Raw genomic sequence first — 26,242 nt, forward strand, 5'->3', positions numbered from 1 at the left:
ATTCAGTTGGTGTGAAAGCCCTGACCGGTGGGCGGCAGCGCCTCCTCATACTCCATCCGGGTCACTCTGGCGGTGCGCGGGCCATGCTCCAGCCACCCCAGCATCATCTGCACCCCCTGCGCGGGGCCACTGATGAGGATCTCCACCGAACCATCCTCCAGGTTGTAGGCATGGCCCCGCAAACCCAGTTGCAGCGCCCGCTCACGGGTGAAATAGCGAAATCCAACCCCCTGCACCAGCCCCCACACCCGAATGACAAACGATTGCTCTCCCATTTCTCACACCTTCTGCTTAAGAAAAAAATTCCCGAGACGATAATGTGCCCGACACTCTATCTCTGCAGGATGCAGCTCCATTATGAAAGAAGTTAAATTCCGGTGGGTTGACCGCTATCTCATTCACCTCACCATCAGTGAAAAATTCCACATCGCCTTCTGGCTTCCCTTGCTGATCATCGCCTTTCTCAGCTGGTATCTGCTGGCAAACAGCCACGAGCAGGAGATAAAACTCAAGGTTGAGCAGTTGCAGCAGCGGGTCGAGACCACGGCGCAGCTGGTCAGCCAGCAGCCCACTTTGGTGTTGCCTGCTGATCTGCGTCTGACCCGGCAAGGCAGCAGCGGGTTGCAGCAGCAAGGAGATCACTACCTCTTTACCGCGCCAGCGGGTCAGGCAGGCTACGTCACCGGTGATCTCGATACCGGCAACCTCTCCATGTGGGAGGGTCAGGGCTCGACCCTGCTCCTCATCGGCGCGCTGGCCGCCCTGATGGCGCTGGTGATCCACTACATGATGACCTTTGTCTCCGGAGCGCTTTACTCCACCAACAAGGCGTTGCAAACCGTGGCGGACGGCGATCTCACCTTCCGTCTCAACTTCTTCCCGGTGCGGGACGAGTTCTCCACCCTGGCGGGCAGCATCGACCGATTTACCGACCGCCAGCACCAGATCGTCAAACTGGTGGAGGAGTCTGCCGAAGCGCTGACCATGGCCGCCGACGAGTTTCGTGACCATGCACGCGAAGGCGAGACCATGGCGCGTTCCCAGCGCCAGCACATGGATTCACTGGCCACCGCCATGGAGCAGATGTCAGCCGCCATTCGCGAAGTGGCGCGCAATGCCAACGACACCCTGCAACAAACCCGCCAATCGAGCGAAGAGGCAGCCAATGGCGCCAACCGGGTAGCTCGCACCATAGAGGCGATCCGCACCCTGGCCGACGAGATTGGCAACGCCTCCGGCGCGGTCGAGCGGCTCACCCACAACGCCAACCGGATCAACGAGGTGGTCAACGTCATCAACGCCATCTCCCAGCAGACCAACTTGCTGGCCCTCAACGCCGCTATCGAAGCAGCACGGGCCGGTGAGCAGGGGCGCGGCTTTGCGGTGGTGGCAGATGAAGTGCGTACCCTCGCCAGCCGCACCCAGCAGGCGACGGTGGAGATCCAGCAGATGATCGAAGAGCTGCAGACCGGTACTGGCGCGCTGAACGAGATCATGGAGAAAACCGTGGGGCGCGCCGCCAGCAGCCAGCAGCTCATCAGCGAGGTGGGGCTCGATATCGAAAAACTGAGCAACCACAGCGATGCGGTACTGGAGATGAGCACCCAGATCGCCACTTCCAGCGAAGAGCAGAGCTCGGTCGCCGCCGAGATCACCCACAATCTCGATCAAGTGCGCCATGAGGCGGCGCAGGTGGAGGAGTCTGCCAGCGCCTCGGTGGCTGGCACGCAAGGGCTGAAAGCCACAGCCAGCGAACTGGCCCAGGCACTCAAGGGGATCACTCTCTGACGCTGCCGAATAGCATCCGGCAACAAGAAGCAATAAGAAAAGAGGCCACCCATTGGGTGGCCTCTTTGTCTTTATGGATAGTGATCATGAATGATAGCGACCAATTGCTATGCCGGCTGGCAGTCCCGCTCAGGATTGCAGCAAACTCAGGGCCGCATTGGGGCGACTGTTTGCCTGACTCAAAATCGAAGCACTCGCCTGCTGCAAGATTTGGGTGCTGACCAAGCGCGCCGATTCCACAGCCATGTCGGCATCCCGGATCCTTGAGCGGGCAGCGCTGAGGTTCTCATTGGCATTGGCCAGATTGCGTACCCGTGAATCCAGCTCATTGGCTTGGGCACCGAGCCGAGCGCGCTGAACACCCAGCTGTTTCATACCCACATCCAGGGTTTTGATAGCCCTGCTGGCGTTGTCTTCACTAAGAACATCAATATTATCAACGGTATATTTCTTCTTGTCCTCTTGATAAAAGCCAAGCGCATGCAAGCTGGATCCCTGCATATCAATATTGGAATACTTGTCGCCTGATGAGCGCAGCTCCATCTGACCGATATACGTCGTCGATGTAACATCGGGTAACAGAGAGCTCAGAGAGGAACTACTGATCACCGGAGGCGCCGGTGGTGCTGGCTGCGGAGGGGGGGTTGTGCCATTGGCCAGCGCAAGGCTGTTGCCCTGAGCGCTATGCATGGTCAACGCATTGCTGGCGGGATTGCTGTTGTTGGAGGCACTCACATAAAAACCTAGACCTGCCGATTGCGCAGTACTGTTGATGCGTTGAACCACGGTTGCCATGATGGCACTATTTTTTGCTGTCGGATTGACCGGATCCCATCCGGTCATATCAATGCCTGTGGTCAAATCCACAGAGTGACCCGCCACATCGATATAGGAGGGTAATGCGGATAAATCGACCGCGGAGGCGACAGAAAATGGCAGTTGTTGCGCTTGTACCGGCCCCTGATTATTGGGAAAGGTGGTGCCATTAATATCTGCCACGAACGCTTCCAGGGTTGAATAGTCCTTGTCAAAAGTGACGCCATTAAGGGTGATAGGCTGAGATGAAAGCTTGAGATCAGCAATGTCATACGCCCCTGGCTTGCTTCCTGCCGGACTGCGCGCTCGCCACTCCATCTCCCCCAGATTTTTGGTCTGGGCATTGAGATCGGTAATGACGGTATTCTGTCCTGCATAGGCACCGACCAAGAAGATACCTTCGTAACTCCCCGCCAGCAGGTCCTGTCCGGCAAACCGGGTACCTGTGGCAATCCGGTCCATCTCCAACTGCAGTTGCTTGAACTCAGCATTCAGGGCTACGCGATCCTCTGCCGTATTGGCACCGCTTCCCGACTGCAGTGCCAGGGTGCGCATCCGCTGCATCAGGTTCACCGACTCATCAAGCGCCCCATCGGCGACGTTGATCACCGAGATCCCATCATTGGCGTTGCGAATAGCGGTGTTGGTCCCGTTCACTTCACTGGTGAGGCGATTACTGATCTGCAAGCCTGCTGCATCATCAGCGGCACTGTTGATGCGCAAGCCGGATGAGAGTCGTCGATATACCGAATCCAGCGTGTTGGATGATTGACCAAGATGGCGAGAAGCATTGAGGGCAGAAATATTGGTAGCGATGGAGAGGGACATGGACAGCTCGATACAGGAAAGATTCAAAATGGTCTTCCCCACTATCGACATCATCAAATGACTCTTTAGCGAAAATCACTATAAAGTAAGGTTAAAACGCTTTATTGACTACATTGTGCACACATAGCGACCAGTGCTGAACAAAAAACAAGCATAACCAACTGTGACATATAAGATAAACAGCGTGAAACGCCAACATTGAGATTCTGCAAATCTTGCATATGCAACACTCGGACGTTGTCCAGACGTACAATTCGTCACTCTGCCATATACCAGCAAAGGCTGGCTTAGCCGCACTATTGCACATAGAATGTGGCCCCTTTTCTTTCTACCATCGGCAAACATCCATGAGCGCTTCCATCTATCTCGTCAAAGGCCGCGAAAAATCCCTGCTGCGTCGCCACCCCTGGATCTTCTCCAAGGGGATTGAGCGGGTTCAGGGCAACCCCATTGACGGCGATACCGTCGAGATCTATGCCAACGATGGCAAGTGGCTCGCCCGTGGCGCCTGGTCAGGCAGTTCCCAGATCCGTGCTCGAGTCTGGACCTTCGACAAGGATGAGACTGTCGATCTCGACTTCTTTATCCGTCGTCTCAAATATGCGCAGGAGTCTCGCGATCCGCTGATCAAGCGTCAGGGTCTCACCGGTTATCGCCTCTGCGCCGCCGAATCCGACGGCCTGCCGGGTCTGACCATCGACCGTTATGCCGATTTTCTGGTGTGCCAGATCCTCTCTGCCGGTGCCGAGTTCCAGCGTGAGCTGATAACGCAAGCACTGCGTACCCTCTACCCCGAGTGCAGCATCTATGAGCGCTCCGATGTAGCAGTGCGCAAGAAGGAAGGGCTGAAAGAGCGCACCGGCCTCATCTATGGCGAGACCCCGAACGAGCCGGTGGTCATCGAGGAGAATGGCGGCGTCAAGATCCTGGTGGATATTCGCAACGGCCATAAAACCGGTTTCTATCTGGATCAGCGGGATAACCGTCAGGCAGCCGCCAAGTACACCGAAGGCAAGCGGGTGCTCAACTGCTTCTGCTACACCGGCGGGTTTGGCGTTTATGCCCTCAAGGGCGGCGCCAAGGAAGTGGTCAACGTCGATCTCTCCCAGAATGCGCTGGATATTGCCCGCCAGAATGCCGAGCTGAACGGGCTGGATACCAGCAACACCCAGTTTGTCCGTCACGACGTGTTCAAGCTGCTGCGGGAATATCGTGAGAAGGGCGAGAAGTTCGATGTCATCGTGCTGGATCCGCCCAAGTTCGCCGAGAGCAAGGCCCAGCTGCTTGGCGCCTGCCGTGGCTACAAGGACATCAATATGCTGGCGTTCCAGCTGCTGGCGCCGGGTGGCGTGCTGCTGACCTACTCCTGCTCCGGCCTGATGGAGCAGAGCCTGTTCCAGAAGATCGTCGCCGATGCGGCGCTCGATGCCGGTCGCGATGCCCAGATCCTGGAGCTGCTCTCCCAGGCCTCCGATCACCCCATCGGTACCGCCTATCCGGAAGGCTTCTACCTCAAGGGTCTAGTGGTACGCGCCCGCTGATCGGCAACCACACTCTCCTTGTAATCAATCAGGCCCCTTGCGGGCCTGATTGTTTTGCCCGCGCCGTATAGGCCTGAATGACCACCCTCTCTGCTTTATTGGTGTTTCCTCTCCTCCTCTTTCCCTACCTGCTCTCCACGGCTTCTCTGTTTAAATTTCTTTGCACAAAAACTGCACATTCATGATTTAAGTCACACCCATATGACTCTCTTTTCCGTAGTGTGATCCCGCCTGCGGCAGCCAAGCCGGAGCAACCGTCCCATCAGGATTGATGGACGGTACAACAACAAAAATCGATGTCAGGCCAAGCTGAACATCACAAGGGATCCCGTTATGAATCAATCATTGCCGCTGTTAACGCCGCTGCGGGGCATCGCTGCCCTGATGGTGGTGCTGTTCCATGCCCGCTTGCTGCTCTTTCCCCAGTGGATGGAGTCGATCGCAAGCCACACCCAACTCATCGAGAATGGCTACCTCTGGGTCGACCTGTTCTTTATTTTGAGCGGCGTGGTGCTGGCCCATGTCTATGGGGAGGCCTTCACCCGCACGCCCCGCACCGTAAGCTATGGCCGTTTTCTCTGGCTGCGGCTGACCCGTGTCTACCCCCTCTATCTGGTGACCCTGTTGCTGCTGGTCGGCTGGGAGCTTTACAAGGCGCAGCACGGGGTGGGCTTCTACGCCGGCCCCTTGTTCAAGATGTGGGAGTGGGAAGGGATGCCGCCTTTCGGTTCGCCCTTCACCCCGGCCGAAGCGCTGCCCAGCGCCTTTCTGCTGCTGCAGGTGGTAACCGATCACGGGTTGACCTGGAACTTCGCCGCCTGGTCCCTGAGCGTGGAGTGGATAAGCTACCTGCTGTTCCCGCTGCTGCTCCCGCTGGCGGTGACCCGCAGTCGCTGGAGCCATCTCGCCCCCCTGCTGGCGATGACGGTGCTGGCCTTTATCGTACACTGTCGCGGCACCCTGGATGTCACCAGCGGGGCGCTGGCAGTGGGGCGCGGGGTAAGTGAATTTGTGCTCGGCCTCTGGCTGCTGCCAAGGGTCAAGGCCGTGAAAGGCTCGCCCATGATGAAGCATGATCTGCCGCTGCTGGTCGCCTTTTTGTTGCCCTTCGCGCTGATGCAGTTCGCCATGACGCCGCAACTGACCCTGCTGCTGATCAGCTCCTACGTGCTGCTAATCTGGATTTCAGCCGCCCAGGGGGAGCGTCAGAGTCCGCTGCTGCGCCTTTTGGATAACCGCTTCACCAACTGGCTGGGGGATCTATCCTACTCCATCTATCTGCTCCATGCGCTGGTGCTGCTCACTGGCTGCGAGCTCATCCACTATCTGGCACCGGGGCTCACCGAGTGGTGGTATGGCCAGACCAACCCGCTGCTGGGGGTAGTGGCCACCTTGCTGATGCTGGCGGTGCTGATCGGGCTCTCTTCTTTAAGTTACAACCTGCTGGAGCGGCCACTGCAAAGGCGCCTGCGCCGCTGGGGCAAGTCACGGCAACCAGCGCTGGAACAAGCCGGATAAGCTAGTCTCGCCCTGTCTGGATGAGTTGACGGTCTTATGCCAACTCATCCAGTACCAGTTCATCCAGACTGCTCATCACCCAGGCGCTCGGGTGCTGGCTAAATCCAAGCTTGGGGTAGTATGCAACCGCCTGCGGCGCGGCCAGCAGGATCAGCTTGCAGCCCGGCTGCAATTGCAAGAATGTCTCGCGAATAAGTGCTTTGCCAATCCCCTGCCCCTGCACCGACTCGGCCACCGCCAGATCCGAGAGGTAGCAACAAAAATGAAAATCGGTCACTGAGCGGGCCACACCGACCAGGGTCTCGCCCTGCCAGGCGGTGATCAGCAAATTGGCGTTATCCAGCATGCCCTGCAGGGTGGCCGGATGGTCCAGCGGCCGTCTCGCCCCCAGCGAGGTCTGCGCCAACAACGCCGCAAACTGCGCCGTGGTGATGGGGTGATTAACCAAAAGTGTGGTGGTCATTAAGCTCTCCTGTTGTAGATCGGCAGTTGCGTGCTGTTGGTCTCTTTGACGTTCTTTTTGCTGCATCTGTACTGCAATCAATCAGCCAGCGCCGGATCCAGACCGATGACAGGCAAGTGCGGGCAATTCCCTGCTGTTTATGTGAATTCCTGTTCGAACCCCAAGGGGCAAATGTGGCATAATGCCCCGTCCTGTGGCCCTTGGCGGGGCTGCGCTGGCGTACCTTGTCGCCCATTTCTTCCCCGTCCGGCCTGGCGGTCTTTCATAACTGCCAGTCATCGCTGCCCCTGTTGGCACCGAGGCCACCCATATTTGCGGCTTCTTGTCTTCCTTTCTACAAGGCCGCCCATTGACCAAGACGGCTCCACAGAGCCTCTGCTCTGTTTGCAAATAAAAGGGGTAAGTATGTCTTCCATTCGTCTGACCCAATACAGCCACGGTGCTGGCTGCGGCTGCAAAATCTCTCCCAAGGTACTCGACACTATCCTCAAGAGCCAGATCCCGGGCTTCAACGACCCGACTCTGATCGTTGGCAACAGCAGCAAGGATGACGCGGCCGTGGTCGATATCGGCAACGGTCAGGGCATTGTCTCCACCACCGACTTCTTCATGCCCATCGTCGATGACCCCTTCACCTTTGGCCGCATCGCCGCCACCAACGCCATCAGCGATATCTACGCCATGGGCGGCAAGCCTATCGTTGCCATCGCCATCCTCGGCTGGCCCATCAATACCCTGGCGCCGGAAGTGGCCCAGCAGGTGATCGACGGCGGCCGTCAGGTGTGCCACGAAGCGGGTATTTCACTGGCCGGTGGTCACAGTATCGATGCCCCCGAGCCCATCTTCGGCCTCGCGGTCACCGGTATCGTGCCCCTGGACGCCATCAAGCAGAACGATACCGCCAAGGTGGGTGACACCCTCTATCTGACCAAGCCCCTCGGTATCGGCATCCTCACCACCGCCCAGAAGAAGGGCAAGCTGAAGCCGGAACACGAGCAACTGGCCCCCAACGCCATGTGCACCCTCAACAAGATCGGTCAACGCTTTGCCGAGCTGCCGGGTGTCCACGCCATGACCGACGTCACCGGTTTTGGTCTGGCGGGCCATCTGCTGGAGATGTGCGAAGGATCCAATGTCAGCGCCCGCCTCGACTTCAAGGCGCTGCCGCTGCTGGATGAGGTGGATTACTACCTGAGTGAGGGCTGCGTCCCGGGCGGGACCCTGCGCAACCACGACTCCTACGGCCACAAGCTGGATGCCATGGACGATCGCACCCGCAACATCATGTGCGATCCGCAAACCAGCGGCGGCCTGCTGGTCGCCGTGGGTAAAGAGAGCGAAGCCGAGCTACTCGCCATCGCGCGCGAAGCAGGCCTTGCGCTCTCACCCATCGGCCAGATCAAGCCCCTTGAGGGCTCCCGCTTTATCGAGATTGTCCAATGAGTGAATTGCCACTGGCCACGGACTACGCCCAACTCTTTTTGGACGATGTGCCGTTGATTGATGTGCGCGCCCCCATCGAGTTCAAGGAGGGGGCCTTTCCCTGCTCGACCAATCTGCCCTTGATGACAGACGATGAGCGCGCCCAGGTGGGGACCTGCTTCAAGAAGCAGGGTCAGGCCGCCGCCATTGAGCTTGGACACAAGCTGGTGGGGGGAGCAGTACGTGCCGAGCGACTCGAAGGCTGGCTGGCGCAGTTGCGCCAGCAGCCCGATGCAGTGCTCTACTGCTTTCGCGGCGGCCTGCGCTCGCAAACCGTGCAACAGTGGCTGGCTGAAGCGGGAGTGACTCGCCCCCGCGTCGCCGGTGGCTACAAGGAGCTGCGCCGTTTTCTGATCGACACCCAGGACAAGGCTTCTGCCGAGTGTCACTGGAGCGTGCTGACCGGCATGACCGGCTCCGGCAAGACCCATATGCTGGACCACGTGGCCCAGGCGCTCGATCTGGAGGGGCATGCCCATCACAGGGGCTCCTCCTTCGGTCAGCTGCCTGGCGGCCAGCCCAGCAACATCAACTTTGAAAACAACCTCGCCATCGAGCTGCTCAAGCGCCGCCATCGCGGCGAGCAGACCTTCGTGGTCGAGGACGAGAGCCGCCTGATTGGCCGCTGCTGCCTGCCCCTCTCCCTCCATGAGGCCATGAGTCAGGCACCGCTGGTGGTGGTGGATGTGCCGCAAATCGATCGGGCCGAGCAGATCCGTGAAGATTACGTGCACGATCTCTGGCTGCGCTATCAAGCCATGTATGGCCAGGAAGCCGGTTGGCCGCTGTTTGCTGCCTATCTCACCGATGCGTTGGCCCGTCTCAAGCGCCGCCTCGGCGATCAGGCCCACCGTGAGCTGGATGCCCTGATGCAGACCGCCCTCACCGAGCAGGAAAAGAGCGGCGATACAGCGCTGCATCTGGCCTGGATCACGTTGCTGCTGACCCGCTACTACGACCCCATGTATCTCTATCAGCTTGGCAACAAGCAGGAACGCATCGTGTTTCGCGGTGACAAGCAGGCCTGTCTCGACTATTTCGCCGAGCAGCATGCCAGCGCGCTGCGCGGCTGACCCATCCCAAGAGAGGAACTCTATGTTGAAATTCGAGGTGATCCCGGTCACCCAGTTCGCCCAGAACTGCTCCCTCATCTGGTGTGACGAGACCCATCAGGCGGCCCTGATCGATCCGGGCGGCGAAGCGGACAAACTGCTGGCGGCCATCGCCAAGCGCGGCCTGACCCTGACCTACATCCTGCTGACCCACGGTCATCTGGATCACGTCGGTGCAGCCGCCGAGCTTCGGGAAAAAACTGGCGTCGCCATTACTGGCCCCCACAAGGAGGACGCCTTCTGGCTCGACATGCTGCCCCAGCAGAGCCAGATGTTCGGCTTCGCCCATACCCCTGCCTTCACGCCGGATCGCTGGCTGGAGCAGGGTGACAAGGTGCAGCTTGGCCAGTGCGAGCTGGAGGTCTACTTCTGCCCAGGCCACACCCCGGGCCATATCGTGCTGCTGAACCAGGCCGAAAAACTCGCCTGGGTTGGCGACGTGCTGTTTGCCGGCAGCATCGGCCGCACCGACTTCCCCCGTGGCGATCACGGGACGCTGATAAAGTCGATCACCGAGACCCTGCTGCCGCTGGGTGACGAAATCGTCTTTATCCCGGGCCACGGCCCCAGCTCCACCTTCGGCCGCGAGAAGGCGAGCAACCCCTACCTGACCCAGCCTATCTGGTGATCAAAAAAGGCAGCGGTGTTCCGCTGCCTTTTTCCTTTTTTTCTGAAGTCCTCATTGCTATAGGTACAAGCGAGTCTTTATAATTCACCATGATTTGGCTCTGACCATCCAAACTTGGGAACAAAAATGTATCTTGCTTTAGCTATCGTCATATTGTTATTTATTTTTTTCCTGAAGAAGTCACGAGCCAGATATAGAATCAGAGATTACAAACGCCCAACAATCATTCATGGGATAATAATACTACTCGTTAATATTGCATTTGAAATAATATATAGAGCTGAGTTTGTCCCCATTCAGGCCAGTTACAGCAGCTTACTAACCTATGTACTGCCTCAAGTTATATACTACCTATTGTTGATCACCATTTTTTTAGTTATGGCATATAGATATGGTTTTTTCATATGGCCAGATGATAGAAATGCAATAAATAGGCAGCATACAATCAATATCCCCATGTGCTTCTTGTTGACTATTTTTATAGTATACCCATCTGCCATGCGAAATGGAATTATTGAAGCATCACCCTATCTACATGTTTGCAGTCTTATTGGTAGCGGACTTACCTCTATCTATCTTGTAAGAATTTTCACTATCAAGTTCAACAAGACAATTAATGATATATAGCTTTTTATTGCCAACACAGTCACGAAAAATAAACGCGTTTATTTCGACCTCTTGTTCTTGAGCCACAATTATTTGATAAGCGACAGCAAGATATTCTGACATTTTAAATCATAAATTTCCCCTGAAAATAATAAATCCCCACCCGGGGGTGAGGATTGATTTATAGGTGCAACCGTCTGGTGGCTTATTGTGCCAGCAGGTGCCCGACCAGCTCATGACGCCACCCTTGCAGAAGCATCGGCTTGTCGCTGCGGGCCCGCTCTTCGTCGTTCATCCGCCAGCTCCAGGTGAAGTACTGGTGAATGATCTTCTTGCTGGCAATCAGCTCGGGCGGAATATTGCTCGCCTTGGCCTTCTCTTCCACCATGGCTTTGATGCGCTTGAGCTCGGCCTTGTACTGGGGGAAGTCGACCAGCCGACGAATGGGCTCGGGCCAGCTGTCAGGATCGCTCTGCTGCGCCTTGGCGACGATATCGAGCATCCGCTTGCCGTGGATCTTGATCTCGATGGGCGATAGGCCGAGCTCGTTGAGATCCCGCAGGGAGGCAGGACGACGCTCTGCCACCTTGAACAGGTGCAGCTCTTTGACCACGAAGTTGAGGGCCAGATCGCGGCGCACCGCCTCTTGCTGGCGCCAGGCGGCCAGCTCGCGCAGAATGGCGAGCTCGCGGCGACCCAGTTGCCAGGCGTTGACGATGTCAAGATATGCCTGACGGGGATCGCTACCCTGGGTCTTGCGGGCGGAGTGGTTTTGGCACTCCTGCTCGAACCAGGCAAACTTGCCGCTTTCCCGCAGTTTGGCCATCACTTTCTCGTAGAGCGGCATCAGGTAGAAGACATCCGCTGCCGCGTATTCGAGCTGACGTGGCGTAAGCGGGCGGGCCAGCCAATCGGTGCGCGCCTGATCTTTTTCCAGCTCGACCCCAAGGAATTCGTTCACCAGCGCACCAAAGCCGACCGAGACGCCGTAACCGAGAAAGGCGGTTGCCAGCTGGGTGTCGTGCATCTGGTTGGGCAGGTGGCCCGCCTGATGCTGGATAAGCTCCAGATCTTCGCCAGAGGCGTGCAGGATGGCGATCTGCCCTTCCCTGCCCAGTCGCTGCCAGAGGGCGGAGAGATCCAGCGTCAGCGGATCCAGCAGTGCCAGATGCTCGCCGTCATAGATCTGGAACAGGCCAAGCTGGGGGTAGTAGGTACGGGTGCGAACGAATTCAGTATCGATAGCCAGGGGAACGTCGGCCAGAGAAGCGAGATACTGCTCAAGTTCGGCTTGCTGAGTGATAAGTTGATAGTGCATCTGTGCCTGCGCGGTTGATCAGGGCCAAAAAGAAAAAACCGTGGGATGACCCACGGTTCTGCATAACGACGGTGCTGGTTTGCAGAGGGTTCTGCAGCTTCAGTCCGGTTATTGCTTGGCAATCTCCTCGTCGCGCAGTACGCGGCGCAGGATCTTGCCCACATTGGTCTTGGGAAGTTCGTCACGAAATTCTACCAGTTTCGGCACCTTATAGGCAGTCAGATGTTTGCGGCAGTGGGCAATAATCTCGTCCTCCTGCAATTTTGCATCTTTCTTGACCACAAAGATCTTCACCAACTCGCCGGAGACCTTGTGTGGCACACCGACAGCGGCCACTTCCAACACTTTCGGGTGCAGGGCAACGACATCTTCGATCTCGTTCGGATAGACGTTGAAACCGGAGACCAGGATCATGTCCTTCTTGCGGTCAACGATCTTGAAGAAGCCCTGCTCGTCGCACACGGCGATATCACCGGTACAGAGCCAGCCATCCTGCATCACTTCGGCGGTCGCCTCGGGACGCTGCCAGTAGCCCACCATCACCTGCGGGCCGCGCACCTGCATCTCGCCCGGAGTGCCGAGGGCGTGGATCACCTGACCGTTGTCATCCACCAGCCGGATCTCGGTAGAGCAGACCGGCAGACCGATGGAGCCGTTGTAATCGGTCAGATCGTAGGGGCAGACGCTCACCAGTGGTGAGCACTCGGTCAGACCATAGCCTTCCAGCAGCGGAGTGTCGGTCAGTGTCTTCCACTTCTCCGCAACCGCGCGCTGCACTGCCATGCCGCCGCCGATGGTGAGCTTGAGCTTGTCAAAGGCGATCCCCTGAAACTCTTCGTTGTTGACCAGCGCATTGAACAGGGTGTTGACCCCGGTAATGCAGGTGAAGGGGTACTTCTTGATCTCTTTGACAAAGCCTGGGATGTCGCGCGGGTTGCTGATCAGCAGGTTGTAACCGCCGATACGCATAAAGAGCAGGCAGTTCACGGTCAGGGCAAAGACGTGATAGAGGGGCAATGCGGTGACCACGAACTCCTTGCCGCGCTCCAGCATGGGGCCGTAGACGCCGAGACACTGCTCGACGTTGGCAATCATGTTGCGATGGGTCAGCATGGCCCCTTTGGAGAGGCCGGTGGTGCCACCGGTGTACTGCAGGAAGGCGAGATCGTCGTTGGTGATCTCCGGTTTGATGTACTGCAGGAAACGCCCCTTGGAGAGGGCCTGACGCATGGTGGTGGCGTGGGGCAGATTGTATTTCGGCACCAGCTTCTTGACGTACTTGACCACGAAGTTGACCAGGGTGCCCTTGGCCAGCCCCAGGTTATCCCCCATCCGGGTCAGGATAACGTGCTTGATCGGGGTGTCGTAGACCACCTTTTCCAGGGTATGGGCGAAGTTGGAGACGATGACGATGGCCTTGGCACCCGAATCTTTGAGCTGATGCTCCAGCTCGCGCGGGGTATAGAGCGGGTTGACGTTGACCACGATCATGCCGGCGCGCAGGATGCCGAACACGGCGATGGGGTATTGCAGCAGGTTAGGCATCATCACCGCAACCCGATCCCCTTTCTCCAGCTTCAGCTCGTTTTGCAGGTAGGCAGCAAAGGCGCGGGACTGCTCTTCCAGCCGGCGGTAGGTGATGGTTTGGCCCATGTTGACGAAGGCGGGCTGATCGGCAAACTGGGTTACCGAGGATTCGAACATCTCGACCAGGGAGCTGTATTGGTCTGGATTGATCTCGGCGGGGACCCCTTCCGGATAACGTTTCAGCCAGACTTTTTCCACAAACTTCTCCTGCATAACTAGCACCTGTGCGCTCACTGTGTTGCCTCCGTCCCGGTTCACATCCATTTTAATCGGTTGTTTTAAGCTGATGCTCTAATGCCGCACATATTTACACAGCGCAACATCAATTAACAACAAATTAACAACAGAAAAATGTGAGGGAGAAAACAAACCTGGAATTATTGAAAGCTGGCGATTCTACCGAACTTGACAAAACTTTACGATACAAACGGCCGTATCAACCGAATTTTCCATATGAAAATGGTGGTTTCCACCCAATATGACCCGCTCGATCTGCTGGAAGGCATCCTGACGGGCCTGCCATTGGGCTTCAAGCGCAGCAAAGCCCTGTTCCCCCTGAATCAACAGCACCGGACAACGGATAGCAGCCATCAGTGCACGAGCTTGTCCTTCGCTCATTCTCAGGGGCGACAGATCCCGCAAGCGGGGGTCGCTGCGCCAGTGCCAGCGCCCTGCCCTCATCTCAAGCTGCCGTTCACAGATAAGACGCGCCGCCTGCGGCGTGATATCCGCCACTTTGCAACGGGCGGCGACAGCCTCATCGATGGAGGCAAAGCCGTTGGCACTGCGCTCCCGGGTGCGGCTGCGGTTTAAAATTGCACGTCGCAGCTGGGCAGGTACCTCCTCATCGGGCTGGCTCAGCGGCCCCAGCCCCTCCAGCATGACCAACCGCTCCACCTGTTCGGGGAACACCCCGGCATAGGCGGAGGCGATCAGCGCCCCGAGGGAGTGACCGAGCAGAGTGAAGCGCGACCAGCCTGCCGCCTGCACGATCTGGTAGAGATCGTCCAGCCAGTCAACAAAGACATAAGGGGTGGTTTTGTGATCGGAGTGACCATGTCCCGGCAGATCGACACAGATGAGGTGAAAATCCCCCAGATGCGACGCCAGCGGCAAGAAGCTGGCGCTATTGTCGAGCCAGCCATGCAAAGCGATCAACAGGGGTTTGCCCTGCTGATCATGCTCCGTAGACTGGTTATCCAGCAGGGCTACCCGCCGCCCATCCGCCAAGGTCAGCAGCTGCTCGTGCATGGTGCTCATCATAGCGTTAATCATGGCAAGCCTTAGCGACGCAGCGGCCGTCTCGGCCAGAAGGGATCATAGAAGGGGTCGTAGAAGTAGGGGTCCATATAGCGCACCTCCACCTCCTTGACTGGCGGCCACAGCTTGCTGCCCGTCACATTGAGCACCGAGAAGCGGTACTTGTGCTCGCCAATCTGGCTATCAACCGGTTGGCCTATGGTGCCAAGCACTGTCAGGCTGCGCCCCTTGGCGTAGAGGGTCGGATCGACAAAACCCTTCATGATGGCCAGAAAACGGCCCGGGCTCTGCTCGGTCTGCTCCGGCACACCGTTGGACTTGAGCGGCAGATAGACCACTTCAATAACACTCTGATCCGCCTTGTTGTGCACCGCCGAGATAACGCCGCTCCAACGGGCCGGTTTGCCCTCCATGCCGCCAAGGGCGGGTTGATAAGCCACCAGCTGGTTTTCTGGCTCATAGGCCAGCTCCTTGGGTACCGAGCTACAGGCCCCGAGCAGCAGAGCCAGCGCCCCGACCACCATAGTGCGTTTCATCATGTCGCTTCTGCTATTACGCATCATGTCACTCTCCTGTTGCCAGCGTGGCCTCTCGGGCCACCCGCTTTTATTGCAGCTGATGAGCGGCAAGAGCGACATGCTGTCAGTGCTCCTGCCCTTATTCGCGACCCGGCAGTTTTTTCCAGGTCACCTTGTCACGCAAATAGACCGGCGTCGCCTGCTCCACCGGCACCGCCCCCCCCGCCAGCCAGGCTGCGCGGGCCAGCGGCAACATATCTTCTGCCGCCGGGAAGCGCACCTGACTCACCGCCAGCTCATCGGCCAGACCATTCAGGGTCTCGCTATAGGTTTCAAAACCGGTGCCGACGCAGGTCACACGACCCGCCAGCTTGCCACGGGCGTCAACCAGCGCCGCGGGATCGCTCACCACCTCGTCACCCACCAGCTGCATGCGGCCATCAATCAGCTCATAGCGGCCGAAATAGACTTCGTTCATCCGCGCATCGATGGCGGTCAGCACCTGCTCGGCGCCATCCAGTCGATAGGCACCTTGCGCCATGGCAGCCAGGGTCGAGATGCCAATCAGAGGCACACACGCACCAAACGCCAGCCCCTGTGCCACACTGATGCCGATCCGCACGCCGGTAAAGGAGCCCGGGCCGCGGCCGAACGCGATGGCATCGAGGTCACTCAAACTTATCCCGGCATCCTCTAACACAGCCTGAACCATGGGCAGGATTTTTCGGGTGTGATCCCGTGGCGCCTCCTCCCAGCGGGAGAACAGCTTGTCACCCACCAGCAAGGCGGCGGAGCAGGCTTCGGTGGCGGTATCAACGGCCAGGATCTTCAACTCGTTCATGCTTTCCAATCTCTATAAAATCAGTCAATTACATAACCGGCAAGCGAGATATGCTCACCCGTTGTTCAAATCTGTTAGCTGACGGCACACTTGTTCACCGCGTTCAGTGCGATCGAAAAAACTCCCCAACGTGCCCAACTCCCGGGTGCGAGGGATGGCGGGCAGACTCTTGATAAAGGTGGCGCCGTAAGGCTTGTTGACCATTCGTGGATCACAGATCACCAGTACCCCGTGATCACTGCGATCACGAATAAGCCGCCCCACCCCCTGCTTAAGGGCAATCACCGCCTTGGGCAACTGCAGCTCGGCGAAGGGATCCCCCCCCTTGAGCTTGCAATCATCCACCCGCGCCTTGAGCAGCGGATCATCGGGGCTGGCAAACGGCAGCTTGTCGATGATAACACACGACAACGCCGCCCCTCGCACGTCGATCCCCTCCCAGAAGCTGCTGGTCGCCACCAGCACGGCGCGGCCATTCTCGACAAACTCCTTGAGCAGCCGCTGCTTGTTGTCCTCCCCCTGCAACAAGACGGTGCGGCCAATTTCCCGGCGCAGCACCTCAGCCACCTGACGCATCACCTGATGGCTGGTGCAGAGGAAGAAACAGCCCCCCGGCGTCTTGTTGATGAGGGGGATCATCAGATTGGCCAGCTGCTCGCCACGGCCAAAGGCGTTGGGTTCCGGCAGATAGCGGGGCACACAGAGCCGCGCCTGCTCGCCATAGTCGAACGGGCTGTCGAGAATAAGCTCGGCGCTGCCTGCCAGCCCCAGCTCGGCCTTGAAGTGATCAAACCGCATATCCACCGTCAGGGTGGCCGAGGTAAAGACCCATGCCACTTCCGGTCTTTGCACCTCGGCACTGAATCGCTCGGCCACCGACAGCGGCGTCAGATTGAGGGTGAAATGAAGCCGTGAGCAGTCGTACCAGTAGGAGAAACCGGTCTGGTTGACCGCCAGTACTTCACCCAGGCGGGTGCGCAATTCACTGATGCGCTCGAAGGCGTGATCCAGCTGCTCGCCCCGGCCGAGAGCCAGTTTCAGCACCTCGTAGCAGAGCCCGATGGCATCGTTAAGACGAGCCAAAGCCTGCCCCCAAAGCGGCTGGCGCAGCATGTCGCGGGTATTGCCGCGACCGCCATCCACTCCGAAGGCAAGACGCAAATCCTGACTGGCGATAGCGAGCCGGTCTGCCGCCTTGCCGAGCTGGGCCATGTCGTGAGCTTCAGCCCGATAGGCCAGCTGGATATCCTGTGCCAGATCCTGAATGGTGCGGCTGCCCACCGATTTGCCGAAGTAGTTGGTGGCGATCTCCGGCAGCTGGTGCGCCTCGTCAAAAATGTAGACTTGCGCCTCCGGCACCAACTCACCAAATCCGGTGTCTTTCACCGCCATATCGGCGAAGAAGAGGTGGTGGTTGATCACCACCACCTGGGCATCCATGGCGCGGCGTCGGGCCACCACCAGATGGCAGTCGTCGTAATAAGGGCAGTCGCGACCGAGGCAGTTGTCGTTGGTGCTGGTGACGTGGGCGAGGATCTCGGCGTTCTCCTGCAATCCCGGAATATCCCCCACATCGCCGTTATCGGTAGCAGTGGACCAGGATTTGACCTTCACCAGATCGTTCAGGATTTCAGGCTTTTGCAGATGGGATTCGCTCAAGAGCCGGTTCATCCGCTCGATGCAGAGATAGTTGCTGCGTCCCTTGAGCAGGGCCACCGGCGGGGTGTAGGAGAGCACGCCGGTAATGGTCGGGAGATCCCGATAGAAGAGCTGCTCCTGCAGGTTCTTGGAGCCGGTGCTGATCACCACCCGCTTGCCGGATTCCAGCGCAGGCACCAGATAGGCGTAGGTCTTGCCGGTACCGGTCCCCGCCTCCACCAGCAGACGGCCACCACTTTTGATGGCGCGCGCGACCGCTTCGGCCATCTCCAGTTGGGGTGCGCGGGCTTTGAAACCGTCGATATGGCTGGCCAGAGGGCCATCTGGCTTGAACAGGGTCTGGATGGTCAAAAGGGCGTCCCGCAGCAAAAGCGGTCATTATGCCAAAAGCGCGGCAAAAGCGGGACAGATAATCTGCCTAGACGAACAGATCGATCTGATGCTCGGGGTCCGGCTTGTGATCACCCTCCTCCGACTTGGGCTGATCACGCTTGGCGGGCGTGTTATACGTCTGCTGGCGCTGCTGGGAGTCACTGTTGTCAGTGCTGGTCTTGCGCAGCTGGTGCTTTTTGCTGATCTGATTCACTTCCCGCTTGATCTCTTCGCTGCCGGGCGCGGCGGGCGCCCGGGGCAAAATGGGGAACAACAGGTCCTGGCTGGGCATGATGGCGACTCCTGCAGGGGTTATTGTCTAGTTATCGACCAGAAAACCGTTTTCGCCACTTTAATCGATCAAATCACAATTTCGGGTTGCATTTTCTGTCAAGGCAGGTAGTTTAAATCAGGCGTCAATTACGACATCTTATTTTGTAAAGGATTGATTACATGAAGTTCACCACCCTGAAGACTCATCACCACCATCATCATCCCGACTAGTCTTTCAGGAGGTTGACTGCTGGAAGACACTTAACTGGTGACTTCCAAAAGGACCGCAAGATTCATAAACCCTCGGAAGCACCCACTTCCGAGGGTTTTTTCGTTTTTGACTAGAAGGAAATCGAGCAAATGGAAACACAACGTCTGCGTATCGCCATGCAAAAGTCCGGTCGTCTGAGCCAGGACTCCCAAGCCCTGTTCAAGAGCTGTGGCCTCAAGATCAACCTGCGCGAGCAGCGCCTTATCGCTCATGTCGAGAACATGCCCATCGATATCCTGCGGGTGCGTGATGACGACATCCCGGGGCTGGTAATGGAAGGGGTGGTCGATCTTGGCATCATCGGCGAGAACGTGCTGGAAGAGGTGCAGCTTATTCGTGCCTCCCAAGGCCTCCCCTTCGAGGTCAAAACCCTCAAGCAGCTGGACTTTGGTGGCTGCCGCCTCTCGCTGGCGGTGCCGGAAGATGTGACCTACACAGGGCCACAGAGTCTGGCGGGCAAGCGTATTGCCACCTCCTACCCCGGGCTGCTCAAGCGCTTCTTTGACGAAAAGGGGCTCGGCTTCAAGAGCGTGATGCTGGGCGGCTCGGTAGAAGTGGCCCCCCGAGCGGGCCTGGCTGATGCCATCTGCGATCTGGTCTCCACCGGCGCGACCCTGGAGGCCAATGGCCTCAAAGAGGTGGAGGTGATCTACCGCTCCAAGGCGGTACTGGTCCAGGCCCCCAACCCCTTGTCCGATGCCAAGCAGAAGCTCATCGACAAACTGCTGCCCCGCATTCAGGGGATGCAGCAGGCGCGCGAGAGCAAGTACATCATGCTGCACGCCCCCAAAGAGAAGCTCGATGCCATCACCGATCTGCTGCCGGGTGCCGAGCGCCCCACCATCATGCAGCTGGCCGGTGACACCAATCAGGTGGCGCTGCACGTCGTCTCCAGCGAAACCCTGTTCTGGGAGACCATGGAGCAGCTCAAGGCCCTCGGTGCCAGCTCCATTCTGGTGCTGCCCATCGAAAAAATGATGGAATAGGGAAGGGACATCATGCAGACCCTGATCTGGAAGACCCTCTCCGCCGCCCAACAGGCCGACGTGCTGACCCGCCCAGCCCTCAATGACGAGGCCGATATCGGCGCCGTGGTCAAAGAGATCATCGCCGCAGTACGCAGCCGTGGCGATGAGGCCCTGCGTGAGCTCGGCCTGCGCTTCGAGCGCGCCCCCCGTGAACAGTTGCGTGTCAGCGAGGCTGAGATTGAAGCCGCCTGTGCGCGGCTGGATGACAACATCAAAAGCGCCATCGAGGCCGCCATCGCCAATATTCGCACCTTCCACGCCGCCCAAGTGCAGCCGGTGGTAAGAGTGGAGACCCAACCCGGTGTGGTGTGCGAGCTGCGCACCCAGCCCATCAGCCGGGTCGGCCTCTATGTGCCGGGAGGCAGCGCGCCGCTCCCCTCCACTGTGATGATGTTGGCTATTCCAGCCGCCATCGCTGGTTGCCGTGAAGTGGTGCTCTGCACCCCGTCCCCCGCCAGCGACGAGATCCTGTTTGCCGCCCGCGCCTGCGGGGTCGAGAAGGTGTTCGCCATCGGCGGTGCCCAGGCCATCGCGGCGATGGCTTACGGCACCGAGAGCATCCCCAAGGTGGACAAGATCTTCGGCCCAGGCAACGCCTATGTGACCGAAGCCAAGGGGCAGGTATCCCGCGACTGGCGCGGCGCCGCCATCGACATGCCCGCCGGCCCCTCCGAGGTGCTAGTGATTGCCGACGAGAGCGCCAACCCGGCCTTCGTGGCAGCGGATCTGCTCTCTCAGGCCGAGCACGGCCCCGACAGCCAGGTGGTGCTGGTGACCACCTCGCCCCTGCTGGCCGATGCCATCGCAGGGGAAATCAAGAGCCAGCTGGCCAAGTTGAGCCGCCGCGATATCGCCGCGCAGGCGCTCGGCAGCAGTCTGGTGATCCTCTGCGACGATCTGGCCGAGGCGTGTACCATCTCCAACGCCTACGCACCGGAGCACCTGATCGTGCAGACCCGCGCCCCCCGTGATCTGCTGGATAAACTCGAGAACGCCGGTTCCATCTTTCTGGGAGCATGGACGCCGGAATCAGTCGGCGATTACGCCAGCGGCACCAACCACACCCTGCCCACCTATGGCTATGCCCGCACCTGTTCCAGCCTTGGCCTCGCCGATTATCAGCGCCGCTACACGGTGCAGGAGCTGAGCGCCGAAGGCATTCGCGGCCTTGGCCCTATCGTCGAGCGTATCGCCCAGGCCGAAGGGCTCGATGGCCACAAAAATGCCGTCACCCTCAGGTTGAATGCCCTGGCCGCCGCGCCCCAACCAACAGCACAGCAAAAGGATTTGTCATGAGCATTGCCAATCTGGCGCGCCGCGTGGTGCGGGCCCTCACCCCTTATCAATCTGCCCGCCGCATCGGCGGCAAGGGCCACGTCTGGCTCAACGCCAACGAGGCGCCGCAGGCCTATCCCTTTACCATCGAGGGAAGCCGCCTCAACCGCTACCCCGAGTGCCAACCGGCCGAGGTGGTGAACGGCTATGCCGCCTATGCCGGGGTTAATCCCGATCAGGTGCTGGTGAGCCGCGGCGCCGACGAGGCCATCGAGCTCTTGATCCGCACCTTCTGCGAAGCGGGTGAGGATCAGATCCTCATCTGTCCGCCCACCTACGGCATGTACGCCATCAGCGCCGAGACCTGCGGCGTCGGTATCGTCGAGCAGCCGCTCACCGCCAGCCGCCAGCCGGACTGGTCCGCCATCGCGGACCGTCTGTCTGATGTGAAACTGGTGTTTCTCTGCTCTCCCAACAACCCCACCGGGGATCTGGTGGGTCGCGATGGCCTTATCGCCCTGCTGGAAAAAGCCCGGGATCGCGCCATCGTGGTGGTGGACGAGGCCTATATCGAGTTCTGCCCGGAAGCATCCGTGGTAGACCTGCTGGCCCGCTTCCCCAATCTGGTGGTGACCCGCACCCTCTCCAAGGCTTTTGCCCTGGCGGGGATCCGCTGCGGCTTTACGCTGGCAAGCCCCGAGGTGATCGCCATGCTGGCCAAGGTGATCGCCCCCTATCCCATCCCCGAGCCCATCGCCCAAATCGCGGCGCAGGCACTCTCCCCCATGGGACTGGAGCTGATGCGCGAGCGAGTGGTAGAGCTCAACAAGCAAAAAGCCGCTTTCAAGGCAGAGCTGGCAAAGCTTGCCTGCGTAAGGGAAGTGTTCGAAGACAAGGGCAACTTCGTGCTGGTGCGCTTTGTGGATGGCGCCGCCGTCTTTGCCGCCATGAAGGCCGCCGGCATCATACTGCGGGATTTCTCGACCAAACCCGGCCTTGATAACAGCATTCGCGTCACCATCGGCTATCAGGGCGAGATGGATGCTGTGCTGGCCGTATTGCGTGATCTGCCCTCTCCCTCTCTTTAAAACAAGGATGTAGCGATGAAGACCCCGTTTTTGTTTATCGACCGCGACGGCACCCTGATTGAAGAGCCAGTGACCGACAAGCAGGTGGATAGCCTCGCCAAGCTGCGCTTCGAGCCCATGGTCATTCCGGTGCTGCGCGAGTTGCAGGCCGCCGGCTACGTGCTGGTGATGGTGACCAATCAGGATGGACTGGGCACCGCCAGCCTGCCGCTGGAGAACTTCCAGCCCCCCCACGACCTGATGATGCACCTGTTTGAATCGCAAGGGGTGAAGTGGGAACAGGTGCTGATCTGCCCCCACTTCCCCACCGACGGCTGCAGCTGCCGCAAGCCCCACCTCGGGCTGGTGAAGGAATATCTCGCCTCCGGTCGCATCGACTTTGCCAACTCCTTCGTGATTGGCGATCGCCAGACCGATTTGCAGCTGGCCGAGAACATGGGCATTGGCGGTATTCGCTACCACCCGCAGGATCACAACTGGCTCGCCATCCGTGATCAGCTGTTGTCCAAGGGCCGCACTGCCTCGGTGGAGCGCAACACCAAGGAGACCCGCATGCAGGTGGCGGTGGATTTGGACCCTTCTGCCACAAACAAGAGCGGCGGCAACCAGATCGCCACCGGCATCGGCTTCTTTGATCACATGCTGGATCAGATTGCGACTCACGCCGGTTTCCAGCTCAAGCTGAACGTCAGCGGCGATCTGCATATCGACGATCACCACACGGTGGAAGACGTCGGACTGGCGCTGGGTCAGGCGCTGCGTCAGGCCCTTGGCAACAAGCGCGGCATCGGCCGTTTCGGCTTCGTGCTGGCGATGGACGAGGTACAGGCGGTGATCGATGCGCGCCCGCTGACCGAGCAGGAGGTGAGCACAGCGCTGGATCTCAGCGGTCGCCCCTACTTCGTATTTGACTGCCCGAGCGGCTTTGGTCGCGACAACGTGGGCGAGATGGCCACCGAGATGGTGCCCCACTTCTTCCGCTCGCTGTCGGATGCCATGGCCATCACATTGCAGATGAAGGTGGGCAGCGGCAACACCCACCATCAAGTGGAGGCGCTGTTCAAAGGCTTTGGCCGCGCCCTGCGTCAGGCCATTCGGGTGGAAGGGAGCGAGCTTCCCTCCAGCAAGGGAGTGCTGTGATGGATGTGAGCAAGCAGAAGCTGGTCATTATCGATACCGGCTGCGCTAACCTGGCCTCGGTCAGGATGGCCTTCGAGCGCCTCGGCGTGCAGCCGCTGGTCTCAAGCCAGGCCGCCGATATCGAGCAGGCGGACAAGCTGATCCTGCCCGGCGTCGGCACCGCGGTAGCCGCCATGAAAAACCTCAACGAGCGCGGGCTGGTGCCCCTTATTCGCGCCGCCAAGCAGCCGCTGCTGGGCTTTTGCCTTGGCATGCAGATGCTGGCGGAGGCCTCCGAAGAGAGCATGAGTGCCGATGGCAGTAAAGGCGATCTCATCGACTGCCTTGGCATAGTGCCGGGCAAGATCCGGCTGATGGAAGTGGGCAATCTGCGCCTGCCCCACATGGGCTGGAACCAGATTGAGCATGACGAAACCCATCCTCTGCTCAAGGGGATCCCGAGCGGCAGCTACTTCTACTTCGTCCACTCCTATGCGCTGGAGGTGACAGAAGCGACGCTGGCGACCTGCGACTACGGCAACCCTTTTACCGCGATTGTGGCCCGTGACAACTTCTTTGGCGCCCAATTTCACCCGGAGCGCTCAGGCGCAGCCGGTGCCCGTTTGCTGCAAAACTTTCTGGAGCTATGAATGATCATTCCCGCAATTGACCTTATCAACGGTCAGGTGGTTCGCCTCTATCAGGGGGACTACGACCAGAAGACCGAATACAGCAGCAGCCCGCAGGCCCGCTTTGATGAATATGTCTCCCAGGGAGCGGTGCAGCTCCATCTGGTGGATCTGGACGGTGCCAAGGATGCCAAGGCGCGCCAGTTGCCCCTGCTGACCCAACTGCTGTCAGCCACCGAAGCACCGGTGCAGGTCGGCGGCGGCGTGCGTACCGAGCAGGATGTGGCAGATCTGCTGGCCGCCGGTGCCAGCCGGGTGGTGATTGGCTCCACCGCCGTCAAATCCCCGGATCTGGTGGCGAGCTGGATGGAGAAATATGGCCCCGAGCAGATCGTGCTGGCGCTGGACGTCAATATCGATGAGCAGGGCAATCGCCATATTGCGGTGGCAGGCTGGCAGGAGAACAGCGGCGTGACCATCGAAGCACTGATCGAGCGCTTCCTCCCCGCCGGGCTCAAGCATGTGCTCTGCACCGACATCAGTCGTGACGGCACCCTGGCTGGCACCAATGTCGAGCTCTATCGAGATCTCTGCGCCCGCTACCCGAGCGTCGCCTTTCAGGCCTCCGGCGGCATTGGCGGCATCGCGGATATCGAGGCGCTCAAGGGCTCCGGCGTCAAGGGGATCATCCTTGGCCGTGCCCTGCTGGAGGGCAAATTCTCGGTAGGTGACGCCATCGCCTGCTGGCAAGCACCCGCTGCCGATACCACAGGAGGTAACTGATGCTGGCAAGACGCATTATCCCCTGCCTCGACGTGAAAGATGGCGTGGTGGTCAAAGGGGTGCAATTTCGCAACCACGAGGTGATGGGCGGCATTGTCGAGCTGGCGCGCCGCTACGCCGAAGAGGGCGCTGACGAGCTGGTGTTCTATGACATCACCGCCTCCAGCGATGCCCGGGTGGTAGACAAGAGCTGGGTGAGCCGGGTGGCGGAGGTGATCGATATCCCCTTCTGCGTCGCCGGTGGCATCAAGAGCGTCGAAGACGCCCGCCAGATCCTCGAATTTGGTGCCGACAAGGTCTCCATCAACTCTCCGGCGCTGGCCGATCCGACCCTTATCAGCCGACTGGCCGAGCGCTTTGGCGTGCAGTGCGTGGTGGTGGGCATTGACTCCTACTTCGACGCCGAAACGGGTCACTATCAGGTCAAACAGTTTACCGGTGACGAGAGCCGCACCCGCACCACCGCCTGGCACACTCTCGATTGGGTACAGGAGGTACAAAAGCGTGGCGCGGGCGAAATCGTGCTGAACGTGATGAATCAGGACGGCATGCGTCAGGGTTATGATCTCGATCAGCTCAAGCTGGTTCGCGGCGTCTGCAAGGTGCCGCTGATCGCCTCCGGCGGCGCCGGTGCCATGGCGCACTTTCGCGATGCCTTCACCCTCGCCGATGTGGACGGGGCGCTGGCCGCCTCTGTGTTCCACAAGGGCCTTATCTCCATTCCCGAATTGAAACGCTGGCTGAAAACCGAAGGAGTCGCCATCCGTGAATAACTTCTCTGATAACACGCAAACAACCGCCAGCGCGCGCCCCCTTGCCGAGCAACTCGACTGGGCTAAATGTGATGGCATGATCCCTGCCATCGTCCAGCACGCCGCCAGCGGCGAGGTGCTGATGCAGGGCTTTATGACCCGCGAAGCGCTGGAAAAGACCCAGACCACAGGTCAGGTCACCTTCTTTAGCCGCAGCAAACAGCGGCTCTGGACCAAGGGTGAAAGCTCGGGCAATGTGCTCCAACTCGTGGCCATCAGCACCGATTGCGATCAGGACTCCCTGCTGATTGCCGCCAACCCCGTCGGCCCCACCTGCCACAAAGGGACAACCTCCTGCTTTAATGGCCACCCGCTGCCACCGCTCGGTTTTTTGGCAGAGCTGGAGCAGGTACTGGCTGCCCGCAAAGGGGCCGATCCGGCCACCAGCTACACCGCCAGCCTCTACGGCAAAGGCACCAAGCGCATCGCCCAGAAGGTCGGTGAAGAAGGAGTTGAGGTGGCGCTGGCCGCCATGGCCAAGGATCGGGAAGAGCTCATCAACGAATCCGCCGATCTGCTCTACCACCTCACCGTGCTGTTGCAAAACGAAGGGTTGGGATTACAGGATGTGGTACAGCGGCTTTATAAGCGGCACAATAAATAACTGCATATTGATAGATGGGCGTT

The 26,242-nt window shown here is 59.2% G+C and carries 24 protein-coding genes and 1 other annotated feature; of the genes, 14 read left to right on the forward strand and 10 right to left on the reverse strand.

All coding sequences use genetic code 11. The features are described 5' to 3' along the window. Positions 1 to 2 precede the first annotated feature (2 nt). On the reverse strand, positions 3 to 275 hold the full coding sequence (locus AB5Y71_RS11705) for an acylphosphatase (protein ID WP_201997667.1): 273 nt from the start codon (positions 273 to 275) through the stop codon (positions 3 to 5). Between the two features lie 82 nt (positions 276 to 357). Between AB5Y71_RS11705 and AB5Y71_RS11710 the strand changes: the two genes are divergently transcribed. Further along, complete coding sequence (locus tag AB5Y71_RS11710) at positions 358 to 1,788, forward strand: methyl-accepting chemotaxis protein (protein ID WP_368171629.1); 1,431 nt, start codon at positions 358 to 360, stop codon at positions 1,786 to 1,788. 129 nt (positions 1,789 to 1,917) lie between these two features. Here AB5Y71_RS11710 and AB5Y71_RS11715 read toward each other — a convergent pair whose 3' ends face one another. Further along, on the reverse strand, positions 1,918 to 3,486 hold the full coding sequence (locus tag AB5Y71_RS11715; protein ID WP_368171630.1) for a flagellin: 1,569 nt from the start codon (positions 3,484 to 3,486) through the stop codon (positions 1,918 to 1,920). Positions 3,487 to 3,779: 293 nt separating this feature from the next. Between AB5Y71_RS11715 and AB5Y71_RS11720 the strand changes: the two genes are divergently transcribed. After that, the gene (locus AB5Y71_RS11720; RefSeq protein ID WP_368171631.1) at positions 3,780 to 4,973 is read left to right on the forward strand and encodes a class I SAM-dependent methyltransferase; all 1,194 of its coding nucleotides are present in this window, start codon (positions 3,780 to 3,782) and stop codon (positions 4,971 to 4,973) included. A gap of 333 nt (positions 4,974 to 5,306) precedes the next feature. Further along, positions 5,307 to 6,491 carry an acyltransferase family protein gene (locus tag AB5Y71_RS11725; protein ID WP_368171632.1) on the forward strand — a complete coding sequence of 395 codons (1,185 nt, stop codon included), beginning with the start codon at positions 5,307 to 5,309 and terminating at the stop codon, positions 6,489 to 6,491. A gap of 34 nt (positions 6,492 to 6,525) precedes the next feature. Here the strand turns inward: AB5Y71_RS11725 and AB5Y71_RS11730 are convergent, their stop codons facing one another. Beyond that, positions 6,526 to 6,954, reverse strand: coding sequence for a GNAT family N-acetyltransferase (locus tag AB5Y71_RS11730; RefSeq protein WP_368171633.1), 429 nt, complete (start codon positions 6,952 to 6,954; stop codon positions 6,526 to 6,528). 405 nt (positions 6,955 to 7,359) lie between these two features. Here AB5Y71_RS11730 and selD point away from each other — a divergent pair, with 405 nt between their 5' ends. The 3 genes from selD to AB5Y71_RS11745 are packed head-to-tail and all read left to right on the forward strand — an operon-like array spanning position 7,360 to position 10,176. Next, positions 7,360 to 8,397 carry a selenide, water dikinase SelD gene (gene selD, locus AB5Y71_RS11735; RefSeq protein ID WP_219594268.1) on the forward strand — a complete coding sequence of 346 codons (1,038 nt, stop codon included), beginning with the start codon at positions 7,360 to 7,362 and terminating at the stop codon, positions 8,395 to 8,397. Next, a complete protein-coding gene (gene mnmH, locus AB5Y71_RS11740; protein ID WP_368171634.1) occupies positions 8,394 to 9,509 on the forward strand; it encodes a tRNA 2-selenouridine(34) synthase MnmH in 1,116 nt (371 codons plus the stop codon). The genes selD and mnmH overlap by 4 nt, the downstream gene beginning before the upstream one ends. A 22-nt stretch (positions 9,510 to 9,531) precedes the next feature. After that, complete coding sequence (locus AB5Y71_RS11745) at positions 9,532 to 10,176, forward strand: MBL fold metallo-hydrolase (protein ID WP_368171635.1); 645 nt, start codon at positions 9,532 to 9,534, stop codon at positions 10,174 to 10,176. Positions 10,177 to 10,987: 811 nt separating this feature from the next. Here the strand turns inward: AB5Y71_RS11745 and rnd are convergent. The 7 genes from rnd to AB5Y71_RS11780 form a co-directional block, all read right to left on the reverse strand. Continuing rightward, entirely contained in the window at positions 10,988 to 12,100 is a 1,113-nt protein-coding gene (gene rnd, locus AB5Y71_RS11750) for a ribonuclease D (protein WP_005360672.1), read from the reverse strand. Positions 12,101 to 12,208: 108 nt separating this feature from the next. Beyond that, positions 12,209 to 13,885, reverse strand: a complete 1,677-nt coding sequence (fadD, locus tag AB5Y71_RS11755) for a long-chain-fatty-acid--CoA ligase FadD (RefSeq protein ID WP_085942148.1) — start codon at positions 13,883 to 13,885, stop codon at positions 12,209 to 12,211. Between the two features lie 198 nt (positions 13,886 to 14,083). After that, the gene (locus AB5Y71_RS11760; protein ID WP_204383199.1) at positions 14,084 to 14,950 is read right to left on the reverse strand and encodes an alpha/beta fold hydrolase; all 867 of its coding nucleotides are present in this window, start codon (positions 14,948 to 14,950) and stop codon (positions 14,084 to 14,086) included. Between the two features lie 20 nt (positions 14,951 to 14,970). Next, positions 14,971 to 15,486, reverse strand: coding sequence for a Slp family lipoprotein (locus AB5Y71_RS11765; protein WP_019446435.1), 516 nt, complete (start codon positions 15,484 to 15,486; stop codon positions 14,971 to 14,973). Positions 15,487 to 15,604: 118 nt separating this feature from the next. Further along, positions 15,605 to 16,306, reverse strand: a complete 702-nt coding sequence (gene tsaB, locus AB5Y71_RS11770) for a tRNA (adenosine(37)-N6)-threonylcarbamoyltransferase complex dimerization subunit type 1 TsaB (protein ID WP_204383200.1) — start codon at positions 16,304 to 16,306, stop codon at positions 15,605 to 15,607. Between the two features lie 54 nt (positions 16,307 to 16,360). Then, complete coding sequence (locus tag AB5Y71_RS11775; RefSeq protein WP_368171636.1) at positions 16,361 to 18,316, reverse strand: ATP-dependent DNA helicase; 1,956 nt, start codon at positions 18,314 to 18,316, stop codon at positions 16,361 to 16,363. 67 nt (positions 18,317 to 18,383) lie between these two features. Continuing rightward, a complete protein-coding gene (locus AB5Y71_RS11780; protein WP_368171637.1) occupies positions 18,384 to 18,629 on the reverse strand; it encodes a hypothetical protein in 246 nt (81 codons plus the stop codon). Between the two features lie 187 nt (positions 18,630 to 18,816). Beyond that, positions 18,817 to 18,941: a sequence feature (His leader region), on the forward strand. A 29-nt stretch (positions 18,942 to 18,970) separates the two neighbouring features. On the opposite strand from AB5Y71_RS11780, the gene hisG reads away from it, so the two are divergent. The 8 genes from hisG to hisIE are packed head-to-tail and all read left to right on the forward strand — an operon-like array spanning position 18,971 to position 26,219. After that, positions 18,971 to 19,867, forward strand: a complete 897-nt coding sequence (gene hisG, locus AB5Y71_RS11785; protein ID WP_368171638.1) for an ATP phosphoribosyltransferase — start codon at positions 18,971 to 18,973, stop codon at positions 19,865 to 19,867. 12 nt (positions 19,868 to 19,879) lie between these two features. Beyond that, positions 19,880 to 21,205 carry a histidinol dehydrogenase gene (gene hisD / locus AB5Y71_RS11790; RefSeq protein ID WP_368171639.1) on the forward strand — a complete coding sequence of 442 codons (1,326 nt, stop codon included), beginning with the start codon at positions 19,880 to 19,882 and terminating at the stop codon, positions 21,203 to 21,205. Beyond that, positions 21,202 to 22,272 (forward strand): histidinol-phosphate transaminase, encoded by a 1,071-nt coding sequence (gene hisC / locus AB5Y71_RS11795; RefSeq protein WP_368171640.1) that lies wholly within the window; start codon positions 21,202 to 21,204, stop codon positions 22,270 to 22,272. The genes hisD and hisC overlap by 4 nt, the downstream gene beginning before the upstream one ends. 15 nt (positions 22,273 to 22,287) lie before the next feature. Then, a complete protein-coding gene (gene hisB, locus AB5Y71_RS11800) occupies positions 22,288 to 23,412 on the forward strand; it encodes a bifunctional histidinol-phosphatase/imidazoleglycerol-phosphate dehydratase HisB (protein ID WP_368171641.1) in 1,125 nt (374 codons plus the stop codon). After that, on the forward strand, positions 23,412 to 24,041 hold the full coding sequence (gene hisH / locus AB5Y71_RS11805; protein ID WP_368171642.1) for an imidazole glycerol phosphate synthase subunit HisH: 630 nt from the start codon (positions 23,412 to 23,414) through the stop codon (positions 24,039 to 24,041). Before hisB ends, hisH begins: the two co-directional genes overlap by 1 nt. Next, the gene (gene hisA, locus AB5Y71_RS11810; protein ID WP_058056833.1) at positions 24,042 to 24,803 is read left to right on the forward strand and encodes a 1-(5-phosphoribosyl)-5-[(5-phosphoribosylamino)methylideneamino]imidazole-4-carboxamide isomerase; all 762 of its coding nucleotides are present in this window, start codon (positions 24,042 to 24,044) and stop codon (positions 24,801 to 24,803) included. It begins immediately after the preceding gene. After that, positions 24,803 to 25,576: an imidazole glycerol phosphate synthase subunit HisF gene (hisF, locus tag AB5Y71_RS11815; protein WP_368171643.1), complete on the forward strand. Its 774-nt coding sequence runs from the start codon at positions 24,803 to 24,805 to the stop codon at positions 25,574 to 25,576. The genes hisA and hisF overlap by 1 nt, the downstream gene beginning before the upstream one ends. Then, positions 25,569 to 26,219 (forward strand): bifunctional phosphoribosyl-AMP cyclohydrolase/phosphoribosyl-ATP diphosphatase HisIE, encoded by a 651-nt coding sequence (hisIE, locus tag AB5Y71_RS11820; RefSeq protein ID WP_368171644.1) that lies wholly within the window; start codon positions 25,569 to 25,571, stop codon positions 26,217 to 26,219. Before hisF ends, hisIE begins: the two co-directional genes overlap by 8 nt. The last annotated feature ends 23 nt before the right edge of the window (positions 26,220 to 26,242 follow it).

The sequence above is a fragment of the Aeromonas sp. R9-2 genome, from assembly GCF_040908025.1.
Taxonomy (GTDB): domain Bacteria; phylum Pseudomonadota; class Gammaproteobacteria; order Enterobacterales; family Aeromonadaceae; genus Aeromonas; species Aeromonas veronii.